A 12749-nucleotide genomic window follows, 5' to 3' on the forward strand; every position below is an offset into this window, starting at 1 on the left:
TCGCCAGCGAACCCATTCATTTTGCTTGCCGAAACAAGCCCAGCGGTGTTGCGTAAGTCTTCAAGCGCAATATCAGGCTTTCGTTCACTTTGCGGTCGGAGAGCAGCGCAGCTCCACTGGCTATCGCGCTTCACGGGACCTGCGGCTTGGAACCTTTATCAGTAAAGCTCTCGCCCGAGAGCCCGGCTTTCGCCCGTAAGTCTACGGGGCCGGCACCGATGTGTTGACTGGAACGTAGTCGTTCCCAAGGGATATTCCAAGAGCTTTTTACAGGCCAATCCGGCTTTTATGGGGGCATTTTTCGGGCCGAAACGGCCCGCGGAATGCCCGACAGGTCGGCCTTGGGTGGCCTGTCCACGGTCAACTCCGCGCCCGCCATGAGGGTTTCAATATTTCTCGCCTGACCCTGGCCGGCCTCGACGATCAGCGCTCCGCCGGGGGCGAGACGCTCGCTCGCCTGCGGAATCAGCGCGCGGTAGGCGTCATAGCCGTCATTGCCTCCGTCGAGCGCCAGATGCGGATCGTGCTCGCGCACCTCGATGCTCAATGTCGGAATTTCGGCCGAGGGGATATAGGGCGGATTTGACACGATGAGGTCGAACGGGCCGCTGAGCGCCGATGCATAGGAGCAGGCGACGAAGCCGGCGCGTCCGGCGAGGCCGAGAGCCGTGGCATTGTCCCTGGCGGTGACGAGCGCGGTCAGACTGAGGTCGGTACCGACCCCGAAGGCGTCGGGGATCTCATGCAGCAGCGCGAGCAGGATCGCGCCGGATCCGGTGCCGATGTCGGCGATCCGGGGCGGCTGAGATATCTGCCGTTCGCGAAGGATTTCGAGCGCAAGCTCGACCACGGTCTCGGTATCGGGACGCGGCACCAGCGTCGCCTCTGACAGGCGGAACGGCAGGCCCCAGAACTCGCGTGTACCGAGGATGCGCGCCACCGGCTCGCCGGCCATGCGGCGCTCGGCATGCTGCACCAGCCGAGACGCTTCGGCGGTGGTGAGAGGGCGCGCAGCCTGCGCGATCAGGCCAGTAAGGTCGAGGCCGAGCACAGCACCGAGCAGGATGCGCGCGTCAATCTCGGCCTCGTCGAGCTGCGCCGCCTTCAGTTGTGCAGCCAGCGCGCGCCGCGCGCTCTCGATCGATCGTCCGGCGAAGTGGTTGCTCACGCGGCCGCGCCCTGCGCCGCGAGTTGCGCGGCCTGGTGCTCGGTGGTCAGCGCGTCGGTCAGCTCGCCCAGCGCTTCGCCCGCGATCACTTGCGGCAGCTTGTAGAGCGTCAGATTGATGCGATGGTCGGTGACGCGCCCTTGCGGAAAATTATAGGTGCGGATGCGCTCGGAGCGGTCGCCGGAGCCGACCTTCTCCTTGCGCTCGGCCGAGCGCGCGGCGTCGACGCGCTGGCGCTCGGCGTCGTAGATGCGCGAGCGCAGGATGTTCATGGCGGAGGCACGGTTCTTGTGCTGCGAGCGGCTGTCCTGCATCATCACGACGATGCCGGTCGGGATGTGGGTGATGCGGATCGCCGATTCGGTCTTGTTGACGTGCTGGCCGCCGGCTCCTTGCGCGCGCATGGTCTCGATGCGGAGGTCGTCGTTCTTGATGTCGACGTCGACATCCTCGACCTCTGGCAGCACGGCGACGGTCGCCGCAGAGGTGTGGATGCGCCCCTGCGTCTCGGTGTCGGGCACGCGCTGGACGCGGTGCACGCCGGACTCGAACTTCAGCTTGGAGAACGCGCCGCGGCCCTGCACCTCCGCGATGATTTCCTTGTAGCCGCCGACGGTGCCTTCGCTGGCCGAGATCACCTCGACCTTCCAGCCCTGCAACGCAGCGAAGCGCTCGTACATCCGGAACAGGTCTCCGGCAAACAGCGAGGCTTCGTCGCCGCCGGTGCCGGCGCGGATTTCCAGCACCACGTTGCGATCGTCCATGGCGTCCTTGGGCAGCAGCGCAACGCGGATCTTCTGGACCAGCTCCTCGATTTTCGGCGCGAGTTCGTTGCGTTCGGCTTCCGCCATGCCGCGCATCTCGGCATCGGTCGCGGGATCGGCGATCAGCGCCTCGGTGTCGGCGAGTTCTTTGACGGCAGCCCGGTAAGCCTTCACCGCTTCGATCAGCGGCGCGATCTCGGCGAGCTCGCGCGTGATCTGCACGTAGCGTTCGGAGGCGAGCTGCCCCAGCGATTCGGCCTCGAGCGAGGCATGATGGGCGAGCAGGACGTCCAGTTTGGCTTCGGGGAGTGACGACATCGGTTCAGTCTCAAATGGCGGAAGGAGGCGAGGCGACAGGGAGCGGGACAGGCCCGCTACAACGCCAGGCCTTCGGCCTCGGCAAATTCCGTCAGTTTCTGCCGGATCGAGACGCTGCCCGCCGGCGCGTCCAGGAGCGGGCCGAGCATGGCCTCGGCCTTCTTGGCATCGAGATCGATCACCATCGCCTTGACCGGGCCGAGCGCGGTTGCCGACAACGACAGCGAGCGATAGCCCAGCGCGATCAAAGCGAGCGCGCCGAGCGGCTTGGACGCCATCTCGCCGCAGAGTGAGAGGGACTTCTTCGCCGCATGGGACTTGCGCGCGATGTCGCGTAGCGCGCGCAGGATCGGCGCCGACATGGTGTCGAACCGTTCGGAGACTTTCGCATTGCCGCGATCGACCGCGAACAGGAACTGGAACAGATCGTTGGAGCCGACCGAGATGAAGTCGACCTTCCGCAGCAGCTCGTCGAGCTGATAGAGCAGCGCGGGGACCTCGACCATAGTGCCGATGTCGATGCGTTCCGGCAGCGTGTGGCCGTGCTGGCGCAAGTATGTGAGCTCGCGCTCGACCAGCGCCTTGGCCGAATCGAATTCGGCGACCTCCGAAATCATCGGGAACATGATGCGCAGCGCGCGGCCGCCGCCGGCGCGCAGCAGCGCGCGGATCTGGCCGCGCAACAGGCCGGGGCGATCCAGCCCGAGCCGGATCGCGCGCCAGCCCAGCGCGGGATTTTCCTCGATCACCGCTTCCATATAGGGCAGAGCCTTGTCGCCGCCGATGTCGAGGGTGCGGAAGGTGACGGGCTTGGGACCGGCGGCATCCAGCACGGTGCGATAGAGCGCAAGCTGGTCGCTGGTGCGCGGCAGGCTCTGGCCCACCATGAATTGCAGCTCGGTGCGGAACAGGCCGATGCCGGCGCTGCCGGTGTCCTCGATATGCGGCAGGTCGATGGCGAGCCCTGCGTTGATCATCAACTCGACCTTCTGCCCGTCCCTGGTGACGCAGGGCCGGTCGCGCAGCGCCAGGTATTGCGCCTGACGGCGGGCGCGGAAGCGCACGCGCTCGGCGAACGCCGCCTCGACTTCCTGGGAGGGGCGCACATAGATCGAGCCGGAGGTGCCGTCGACGATGATGGCGTCGCCGGGATCGGCGATGCCGGGCGCGTTCGGTACCTCGCCCACCGCGGGAATGCCGAGCGCGCGGGCCACGATCGACACGTGCGAGTTGGCGGTGCCTTCCTCCAGCACGATGCCGCGCAGGCGCTTGCGGTCGTAGTCGAGCAGCGCCGCCGGGCCCATCGCGCGCGCGATGACGATGGCGTTGTCGGGCAGTTGCTCGCGCGAGGGCGCGTGGTCTTGGCCGACCAGCTGCCGCATCAGGCGATAGCCGAGATCCTCCAGATCGTGCAGGCGGTCGCGCAAATAGGGGTCGGTCGAGCGCAGCATGCGTGCACGGGTGTCGGACTGCACGCGCTCGACTGCGGCTTCGGCGGTGAGTCCGGTGGCGACCGCCTCGTGCAGCTTGTGCGACCAGCCCTGGTCGTTGGCGAACATGCGATAGGCTTCCAGCACCTCGCGATGCTCGCCGCCCTCGGCGACGTCGCCGCGCTCCAGCATGCGGTCGAGATCGGCCCGCAGCTTGGCGAGCGCGGTGTCGAGCCGCTTGATCTCCTTCGGCAGGTCCTCGGCGATGTAGTCCTTGATGACGACGCGCGGCTCGTGCAGCACGACATGGCCGAGCGCGATGCCCTCCGACAGGATGGCGCCGACCTTCTGCGCCGAATGGCGCGCGGCCGGCTCCTGGCCCGGCTGGGCCAGCGCCGACAGTTCGCCCGAGGCGATCAGCTCCGCCAGCACCATCGCGGTGGTCTGCAGCGCCTCGAGCTCTTCCTCGACATAGTTGCGCTTGGCGCGGTTCTGCACCACCAGCACGCCGAGCGTGTTGCCGGCGCGCAGGATCGGCACGCCAAGGAAGGAGTGGTAGATTTCCTCGCCGGTCTCGGGGCGGAACGAGAAGGCCGGGTGGCTCTGCGCATCGCTCAAATTGAGCGGCGTCGCCTCACTGGCGACGAGGCCGACCAGGCCTTCATGGGCACTCAGCACGGTGTGGTGTACCGCCTCGCGGTTGAGACCTTCGGTGGCGTAGAGCTCCAGCGTGTTGTCGATGCGCAGCACGTAGACCGAGCACACCTCGGCCACCATGTTGGCGGCGATCAGCACCACGATCTTGTCCAGCCGCTCCTGGGCCGAGACCTGCTCCGCCATGGTTTCGCGGAGCCGTCTCAACAAGACGCGGGGACCTCCCGACGCGCTCCGCATGAACCGTCAATCTCCTCCGTCTGCCGGGCCCGGCGGTATCGGCCGGCGGCTGGCCTAAAATTCCAGAAAAACAACCAATTTGTTTGTCCGGCGCAGGCGCAAACCCAAAATCCTCGCGAGATTTTGGCGCCTGCACCGAATCAGCGCCGCCCGAACTGGGACACAGTCTGCGGCAGCCCACCCTGTTCGCCGTATAGCGAATTGAGGCTTGTTTTGCCAAGCAAAACGCCTGCCAAACGCGAATGTGTGGACACCTCGGCGTTTGCTGCGACCGCTAAGAGAAAATTAGCCTAAGCGTGGCCCGGAGAAGTGCAAAGCGGTTTTCCGGTAAGACCACGCTCAAACAACAATCTGAAGCGCGACGAGAGGCGCGCTTCAGGCCTGATCGAGGCCGTAGAGCGTGTGCAGCGTACGCACCGCGAGCTCGGTATAGGCGGTGTCGATCAACACCGAGAATTTGATCTCGGAGGTTGTAATGGCCCGGATGTTGATATTCCGCCCCGCAAGGGCCGAGAACGCCTGGGCCGCGACGCCGGCATGGCTGCGCATGCCGCTGCCGATCACCGAGATCTTGGCGACGTCGGTGGCGGTATCGAGCCGCGCATAACCGATCTGGCCCTTGGCGGCGGTAATCGTGTCCCTGGCGCGGGTATAGTCGGCCGCCGGCACCGTGAAGGTGAGATCGGTGGTCTTGCCGTCCTCGGACACGTTCTGCACGATCATGTCGACGTTGATGTTGGCATCCGCCAGCGGGCCGAAGATCGAGGCCGCAACACCCGGCTTGTCCTCGATCTGGCGCACCGAGATCTGGGCCTCGTCCTTGGAGAAGGCGATACCGGTGACGACGTGGCTTTCCATGATCTCCTCCTCGCTGCAGATCAGCGTGCCGGGCGGCTGGTTGGCATGCGGGTCGATATCCTCGGGCTTGTCGAAGCTCGAGCGGACGAAGATCGGCATGTTGTGGACCATGCCGAGTTCCACCGAGCGGACCTGGAGCACCTTCGCGCCCTGCGAGGCCAGTTCCAGCATGTCTTCGAACGCGATCTTGTCGAGCCTCTTGGCCTTCGGCACGATTCGCGGGTCGGTGGTGTAGACGCCGTCCACGTCGGTATAGATATCGCAGCGGTCGGCCTTGACGGCTGCGGCAACGGCCACAGCCGAAGTGTCGGAGCCGCCGCGGCCCAGCGTGGTGATGCGGTTGGTCTTGGGCTCAATGCCCTGGAAGCCGGCGATGACCGCGACCTCCTTGCGCTCCCGAAAGCGCTTGATGATCTCGCTGCCGTCGATGTCCTCGATCCGGGCCGAGGCATGGGCGTCGCTGGTCTTGATCGGGATCTGCCAACCCTGCCAGGAGCGGGCCTGGATGCCCATGCCCTGGAGCGCGATGGCAAGCAGGCCGGAGGTGACCTGCTCGCCGGAGGCCACGACGGCGTCGTATTCGCGCGCGTCATGCATCGGCGAGGCCTCGGTGCACCAGGCCACCAGCTCGTTGGTCTTGCCGGACATCGCCGAGACGACCACGGCCACTTCGTGGCCGGCATCGACCTCACGCTTCACATGGCGTGCGACGTTGCGGATACGTTCGATGTTGGCGACGGATGTGCCGCCGAATTTCATCACGAGGCGGCTCATGACGACGCGTGCATTCCTTCAAAGGGATCAGTATGGTGACCCGCACCGGACAGGTGCCTGCGGACACCGACCGCGCGTATACATAGCGGCGGGGCCGGGGGCAAGCGGGTTCCTGCGGGGCCGGGTGCGGGCAATGGGTTAACCGAGGTCATGGCGCGTTACATCGACGAGATTCTGCAGCCCGGCGAGCGGGTGCTGTATTCGACCAATGCGCATTGGATCTTCTATTTTCCGGCGATCCTGGCCTGGATCGTGGCCTTGGGCCTGTTCGTGCTGTCGCGGCAGACCACGGTCGAAGGGCTCGTGCTGCTGTGTCTCGTCGCCGCCGCGCTGGTGGCTCTCGCCGCCCTCTATTGGACCGTGAAGGGCTGGTTCCACCGCTTCACCACCGAGACCGACGTCACCAATCTCAGGATTGTGCACAAGACCGGCTTCATCAAGCGCCGCACCTTCGAGATGGCGCTGGACAAGGTCGAGAGTGTCGACGTCAACCAGACGATTCTTGGACGTATTCTCAACTACGGCGACGTGACCATCAACGGGGTCGGCGAAGGCCGCGAGACCATCCGGACGATCGCCTCGCCGCTCGCCTTCCGTAGTTCGATCACCACGCGGTAGGACCGCGTCACCATGAGCATGCAGCAAAATACTTCCGCCACTGCCCAGCCGGGCTCGACCGTCGACGCCGCCGAGATCGCGAAATTCTCAAAACTCTCGGCGGAGTGGTGGGATCCCAACGGCAAGATGGCGCCGCTACACCGGATCAATCCGCTGCGGCTGGGTTATATCCGCGACGCCGCCTGCCGCAAGTTCGAGCGCAATTTGCGCAGCCTCAACTGCCTCGGCGGCCTGCGCGTCCTCGACATCGGCTGCGGCGCCGGCCTGTTGTGTGAGCCGCTGTCGCGCCTCGGGGCGCAGGTCATCGGCGTCGATCCGTCGGCGAGCAACATCGCCGCGGCGAAGCTGCATGCCGACAAGGGCCATCTTGCGATCGATTACCGCTGCACCACGGTGGAGGAGATCGACCCGCGCGAGCGCTTCGACATCGTGCTGGCGATGGAAGTGGTCGAGCACGTCGTCGACGTCGGAATCTTCCTGAAGCGCTGCGCGGCGATGCTGAAGCCGAACGGCCTCATGGTGGTCTCGACGCTGAACCGCAACTGGAAGAGCTTTGCGCTCGCCATCGTCGGCGCCGAATACGTCCTGCGCTGGCTGCCGCGCGGCACCCATGAGTGGAACAAGTTCGTCACCCCCGACGAGCTGACGAAATATCTGCTCGACAACCGCCTCGTCATCACCGAGCAGACCGGCGTGGTCTACAGCCCCTTCGCCGACAAATGGACGCTCTCGTCGGACATGGACGTGAACTACATGGTGGTGGCCGAAGCGATGGTGTGAGGGCGCTGTGAGCGAGGCGCGAATTCGTGTCTCTGGGACGACGGCGGAGATTGTGACGCGGGCATCGCTCCCATGACATCCCCGCGGTTGACCGCGCTGGCCTCAACTTGCAGGTTGGCCGCATTGATTTCCCGCTAACGCCTGTTCACCCACCCCGATGCTCACCATCGCCAGCCTCTGGATTCCCTTTACCGTCATTGCCGCGCTCGGGCAGGTCGCGCGCAATGCGATGCAGCGGTCGCTGACGAAGCCGCTGGGGACCTGGGGCGCGACCAATATCCGCTTCCTGTTCGGCTTCCCGTTCTCGGTGCTGTTCTTAGGTGTGGTTCTGATCGCGACCGGCGATCATCTCGGCATGCCGCCGACCGTGTTCTGGCCGTGGCTGTTGCTCGGAGCGCTCAGCCAGATCGTCGCGACGGGCCTGATGCTGCTGGCGATGAACGACCGCTCCTTCGTGGTGACGACGGCATACCTCAAGACCGAGGCGATCCAGACCGCGATCTTCGGCTTCGTCTTCCTCGGCGATCACCTGACCTGGCTGAAGGTGCTGGCGATCGTGATCGCGACTGTCGGCGTCGTCATCACCGCGCTGCGGCCCGGCGGCGAGAAGAGTTTCGCGGAATTGAGGCCGACCATCACCGGCCTCGTTGCGGCTGCGGCTTTCGCGCTCTCCGCGGTCGGTTTCCGCGGCGCCATCATCAATGTGCCCGGCGTATCGTTCGTAACCTCAGCATCGTTCACGCTGGTGCTCGGCCTGTTTGTGCAGACGCTGGTGCTGACGATCTATCTGCTCTGGCGTGCGCCGGACGTGTTGCGGGGAATTCTCGGCCTGTGGAGGCCATCGATGCTGGCGGGCTTTACGGGCGCCTTCGCCTCGCAATTCTGGTTCCTGGCCTTCGCGCTGACCGCAGCGGCGAATGTCCGCACGCTCGCTTTGATCGAGGTGCTGTTCGCGCAAGGCGTGGCGTATTATTCATTCAAGCAGCCGATCGCGCCGCGGGAGATTTTCGGCATCTTGCTGATCGTGGCCGGCGTGGCGCTACTGGTGGGAGTCTAATTCCGGTCTTCCGGCAGAGTCGGCAGCGGCGAAACCTCGATGCCCTCGTCGATCAGGGACTTCGCTTCTTCCGGCGAGGCCTCGCCGTAGATCGGACGATGCTCCTTGTCGCCGTAATGCATCGCGCGGGCTTCGTTCGCAAAACGCTCGCCGACATTGTCGGCGTTCTTCACGATGTGATCGCGCAGTTCTTTCAACTTCATGCGCAGCTCTTTCTCCTGCGCCATCAGTAGCGACGTCGGGCCTGACGGTGCGGCTTCGGGCGTGGTCGCAGCCGCAGGCTCCGGCGGCGGCGTCGCGCGGCCGCGGCCCTTCTTGCCGACGATGCGCGGCGCCATGATCGCCTTGTCGACCTTGGCCGAGCCGCAGATCGGGCAGGTCACGAGCTTGCGCTTGACCTGCTGATCATAGGCCGACGAGCTCTGGAACCAGCTTTCGAAATCGTGGTCACCGTCGCAGCGAAGCGCGTAGCGGATCATGCCGATCCTCGCACAAGGTGCAGATGATCCGGCCCCGCCTTGGGGTCGGATACGCCAAAGCGGCGGCCGTGCTGGAGCGAGGGGATCGCGCGGCGCGCGGTGTCGGCCCTGGCCGGATCGATCTTGGCCATGATGATGCCGGGCTCGACGTCGCCCTCGGCGAGGATCTCGCCCCAGGGGTCGATGATCAGCGAATGGCCGTAGGTCTCGCGCTTGTTCTCGTGCAAGCCTGCCTGGGCTGCGGCGAAGATGAAGCAGCCGGTCTCGATCGCGCGCGCACGCAGCAGCACGTGCCAATGCGCTTCGCCGGTCTTGCGGGTGAAGGCCGAGGGCACGGTGATGAAATACGCGCCGCTCTCGGCGAGGGCACGGTAGAGCGCGGGGAAGCGCACATCGTAGCAGATCGTCAAGCCCACGCGGCCCCAGGGCAGGTCGGAGATCACGGCAGTCTCGCCCGGCTGGTAATTGGCGGATTCGCGGTAGCTCTCGCCGTCCGGCAGCTCGATGTCGAACATGTGGATCTTGTCGTAGCTCGCGAGCACATTGCCCTCGGGCCCGATCAGGAACGAGCGGTTGACGGCCTTCTCCGGCGAATAGCGTAGCGCCAGCGAACCGACATGGAGGTGAATCTTCAGCTCTGCCGCGAGCGCGCGGTAGGCCTTCAGCGAGGTGTCGTCCTCCTCGCTCTGCAGATGCTCGAACAGCGCCTTGCGGTTCAGCTGCATCATGTTGCTGACTTCGGGGGTCTGCACGTAGTCGGCGCCATTGGCCGCAGCCTGCCGGATCAGCTTGGTGGCCTGTTCGAGGCTCGGCCCCGGCATCAGCCCGGTCCGCATCTGCACCATCGCGGCGGTAAACGTCCGATTCTCGCTCATGACACCGCCTTCACGCTCTCGAGCATGCCGTCGAGCTTGCCTTCCCGATCGAGTGCGTAGAGGTCGTCGCAGCCGCCGATATGAGTTCCGCCGATCCAGATCTGCGGAAAGGTCGCGCCCTCGCCGGCGCGGTCGTACATCTCGGCCCGCCAGGACGGGTTCTTGGCGACGTCGAATTCCGTGAAAGCCGCCTTCTTGCGGGTCAGCAGTGACCTCGCGGCGGAACAATAGCCGCAGCCCGGCCTGGTGTAGATCTCGACAGCAGCAGTCATCTCGTCTGGCGCTCTCTTGTCATGAATTCATTGAATTATATGGGACTTTACTTGACCTCCACAACCCGGGCGAACACCAGCACGTCGACCTGGGCGGCCTTGGCACGCAGCAGGGCCCGCGCGCAGGCGTCCAGGGTCGCGCCCGAGGTCAGGACGTCGTCGATCAGGACAATGCGGCGGCCCTGGACTTCAGCCTGGCGGTCCGGGGATACCTGAAACGCGCCCTGCACATTGGTCCCGCGCTGGGACCGCGACAGGCCGATCTGCTGCTCGGTGGCGCGCACCCGGCGCAGCACCTCGGCCTTCGTCTGGACCCCGCTCTGTCGACCGATGATCTGCGCCAGCGCCCCGGATTGGTTGTAGCGGCGCCGCCAGGCCCGCCGCCAGTGCAGCGGCACCGGCACCAGCATGTCGGCCCCGGCCAGCAGCTCGCCGCCCGCCCGCGCCATCCAGCGGCCCATGGCCGGCGCCAGATCGGTGCGATCCTGGTATTTCAGCGCATGCACCAGCGTGCGCGCGACGTCGTCATAGCGTACTGCCGCGCGGGCCCGCTGGTAGGCGGGCGGGTTCGCGATCGCCTCCATCGACAGCATGTCGGGGCCGGGATCATAGACGAAGGGAATGCCGAGCCGCGGGCAATAGGGCCGTTCGATGAACGACAGCCGCGCCCAGCACGAAGCGCAAACACCCTCGCCATCGACCGGCTCGCGGCAGGACACGCACTGCGTCGGCAGCGCGATGTCGAGCGCGAGCCGTGCCGCGCGCGTCAGCACATGGCGGCCGGCCGTCCACGCGGCACGCAGCGGTGAGGCAATGGAACGGGTGGGGGCGGCGTCGGCTTCCATAGGAAAAGGCTAGCGTTCCATTTGCGAGGGCTCAAGCGGCTCTGCCCGGAAGGGGCATCAGGAGAGTAGTTCGTGGTGCTCTCTCAGGATGGTGCGGGCGCTCCGCGGATCCAGGGCCGGCGCGAGGATCGAATCATAGGCAAGCCGCATCTGGCGAGCGGCCCGCGTAGGCGGCATCGCACCTATTCCTGTCCCCAGACCCGGGACGAGGAGAGAGCGGATCGCCTCGTTAGCACCGGCATTGTGCCTGACGACAGCGATCAGCGCTGCCCGGAACGCGAGGTAAACGTTCACTGTCTGGTCGATGCGCGCTGGGACGCGCATCGTGGGCGCACTCACGAGAAACGGAAAGCGCTCGTGGCCCGTAGCAAGCACGATCGCTTGGCCGACCGGGAGTTCTCCATAATGATGCTCCGCCAATACGGCTTGCAGATTGGTTTGGAGATCCCAGCCAAAGTATCGCGAATAGAGCAGGTCGATCCCGCCATCCATGTGTCCAAAGCTGTTCGCGGGGCTCAGGATCGCGTCGGACTCCCGCGCGAAAATGTCGCCGAGCGAAACCTCGACCGCGGCCACGTCAGCAAACGCCGCCCTCCAGGCTTCAACAACGTCGGCGCTGATGTCTCGGAGGTGAATGTTAAGCACTGCCGGAGCCTCGGTGATGCCCGACTATACGATCATGCGCCTAACCGTACCACCTGCCTCGCTGCTGCCTGGGTTGCCAGAGTGGCCGTCATAAGCGTAACCAGCGGCATGGCTCAGACCCCCCCAAATCCTCCCGCCCTGTTTGATCGCGCCTTGCTGAACGCACGGCAGCAGCGTGCGCGGGCGCAGGGCGAGGTCACCTTTCTGCTCGATCGCGTCGCCGAGGACATATCCGACCGGCTGGCTGCGGTGATGCGCGAGTTTCACGCGGCGGCCGATCTTTGGACGCCCGGCGAAGGGCTCGCGGTGCTGCGCACGCGGCTTCCTGCCATTGAGCACATCGCGCTCGATGCGACGGGTGCGGAGAAATTGCCCTTTGCACCCGAAAGCCTCGACCTCGTCGTCTCGGCGCTCGCGCTGCAATTCGTCAACGACCTGCCGGGCGTGCTGGCGCAGGTGCGTCGCGCGCTGAAGCCGGATGGGCTGCTGCTGGCCGCGATGATCGGCGGCGACAGCCTGACCGAGCTGCGGCAGGCCTTTGCCGCGGCGGAGGCCGAATGCGAGGGCGGTGTCTCGCCACGCGTCGCGCCGTTCGCGGATTTGCGCGACATCGGCGCGTTGTTGCAACGGGCCGGCTTTGCGTTGCCCGTGACCGACGTCGATCGCGTCGTGGTGCGTTACGCCAACGCGTTCGCCTTGATGCAGGATCTCCGCCGCATGGGCGCCGGCAATGTGCTGATCGAGCGGCGGCGCGCGCCGTCGCGGCGCGCGACGCTGCTGCGGATGGCCGAGATCTACACCGAGCGCTTTGCCGATGCCGATGGCCGCATCCGCGCGACGTTCGACATCATCTGGCTCTCAGGCTGGGCGCCGCATGTCAGCCAGCAGCAGCCGCTGAAGCCGGGATCGGCCAAGGCGAGCCTGGCCGAGGCGGTGAAGAAGGCGGGGAAGGAGTGATCCACACGCTGTCAT

13 protein-coding genes are annotated in these 12749 nt (G+C 65.7%); 4 read left to right on the forward strand and 9 right to left on the reverse strand.

The genetic code is table 11. The annotated features are described in order from the left end of the window. Positions 1–286: 286 nt before the first annotated feature. From prmC to RX330_RS02910, 4 genes are all read right to left on the reverse strand, one after another. Positions 287–1168 carry a peptide chain release factor N(5)-glutamine methyltransferase gene (gene prmC / locus RX330_RS02895; RefSeq protein ID WP_317242016.1) on the reverse strand — a complete coding sequence of 294 codons (882 nt, stop codon included), beginning with the start codon at positions 1166–1168 and terminating at the stop codon, positions 287–289. Further along, positions 1165–2250, reverse strand: coding sequence for a peptide chain release factor 1 (gene prfA / locus RX330_RS02900; RefSeq protein ID WP_317242017.1), 1086 nt, complete (start codon positions 2248–2250; stop codon positions 1165–1167). The genes prmC and prfA overlap by 4 nt, the downstream gene beginning before the upstream one ends. Before the next feature lie 56 nt (positions 2251–2306). Beyond that, a complete protein-coding gene (ptsP, locus tag RX330_RS02905) occupies positions 2307–4574 on the reverse strand; it encodes a phosphoenolpyruvate--protein phosphotransferase (protein ID WP_212079514.1) in 2268 nt (755 codons plus the stop codon). 375 nt (positions 4575–4949) lie between these two features. Next, a complete protein-coding gene (locus RX330_RS02910) occupies positions 4950–6206 on the reverse strand; it encodes an aspartate kinase (protein ID WP_317242018.1) in 1257 nt (418 codons plus the stop codon). Positions 6207–6356: 150 nt separating this feature from the next. Here RX330_RS02910 and RX330_RS02915 point away from each other — a divergent pair, with 150 nt between their 5' ends. The 3 genes from RX330_RS02915 to RX330_RS02925 all read left to right on the forward strand — a co-directional run bounded on the left by RX330_RS02915 (position 6357) and on the right by RX330_RS02925 (position 8661). Continuing rightward, positions 6357–6824: a PH domain-containing protein gene (locus RX330_RS02915; protein WP_212079516.1), complete on the forward strand. Its 468-nt coding sequence runs from the start codon at positions 6357–6359 to the stop codon at positions 6822–6824. A gap of 12 nt (positions 6825–6836) precedes the next feature. Next, positions 6837–7604 (forward strand): bifunctional 2-polyprenyl-6-hydroxyphenol methylase/3-demethylubiquinol 3-O-methyltransferase UbiG, encoded by a 768-nt coding sequence (gene ubiG / locus RX330_RS02920; protein ID WP_212079517.1) that lies wholly within the window; start codon positions 6837–6839, stop codon positions 7602–7604. Between the two features lie 157 nt (positions 7605–7761). Then, the gene (locus RX330_RS02925) at positions 7762–8661 is read left to right on the forward strand and encodes an EamA family transporter (RefSeq protein WP_317242019.1); all 900 of its coding nucleotides are present in this window, start codon (positions 7762–7764) and stop codon (positions 8659–8661) included. On the opposite strand, the gene RX330_RS02930 is transcribed toward RX330_RS02925, so the two are convergent. Genes RX330_RS02930 through RX330_RS02950 form a run of 5 tightly spaced genes read right to left on the reverse strand, consistent with a single transcriptional unit; the run spans position 8658 to position 11777 of the window. Then, on the reverse strand, positions 8658–9140 hold the full coding sequence (locus tag RX330_RS02930) for a DUF1178 family protein (protein ID WP_317242020.1): 483 nt from the start codon (positions 9138–9140) through the stop codon (positions 8658–8660). The two genes, RX330_RS02925 and RX330_RS02930, sit on opposite strands and share 4 nt — an antisense overlap. Then, complete coding sequence (locus RX330_RS02935; protein WP_317242021.1) at positions 9137–10015, reverse strand: carbon-nitrogen hydrolase family protein; 879 nt, start codon at positions 10013–10015, stop codon at positions 9137–9139. The genes RX330_RS02930 and RX330_RS02935 overlap by 4 nt, the downstream gene beginning before the upstream one ends. Next, on the reverse strand, positions 10012–10287 hold the full coding sequence (grxC, locus tag RX330_RS02940) for a glutaredoxin 3 (RefSeq protein WP_317242022.1): 276 nt from the start codon (positions 10285–10287) through the stop codon (positions 10012–10014). Before grxC ends, RX330_RS02935 begins: the two co-directional genes overlap by 4 nt. A 47-nt stretch (positions 10288–10334) precedes the next feature. Next, a complete protein-coding gene (locus RX330_RS02945) occupies positions 10335–11132 on the reverse strand; it encodes a ComF family protein (protein ID WP_317242023.1) in 798 nt (265 codons plus the stop codon). 57 nt (positions 11133–11189) lie between these two features. Next, complete coding sequence (locus tag RX330_RS02950) at positions 11190–11777, reverse strand: macro domain-containing protein (RefSeq protein ID WP_317242024.1); 588 nt, start codon at positions 11775–11777, stop codon at positions 11190–11192. Between the two features lie 108 nt (positions 11778–11885). Between RX330_RS02950 and RX330_RS02955 the strand changes: the two genes are divergently transcribed. Beyond that, positions 11886–12734, forward strand: coding sequence for a methyltransferase domain-containing protein (locus RX330_RS02955; RefSeq protein ID WP_349643015.1), 849 nt, complete (start codon positions 11886–11888; stop codon positions 12732–12734). The last annotated feature ends 15 nt before the right edge of the window (positions 12735–12749 follow it).

Origin of the sequence: Bradyrhizobium sp. NDS-1 (assembly GCF_032918005.1) — a bacterium.
GTDB classification, from domain to species: domain Bacteria; phylum Pseudomonadota; class Alphaproteobacteria; order Rhizobiales; family Xanthobacteraceae; genus Bradyrhizobium; species Bradyrhizobium tunisiense.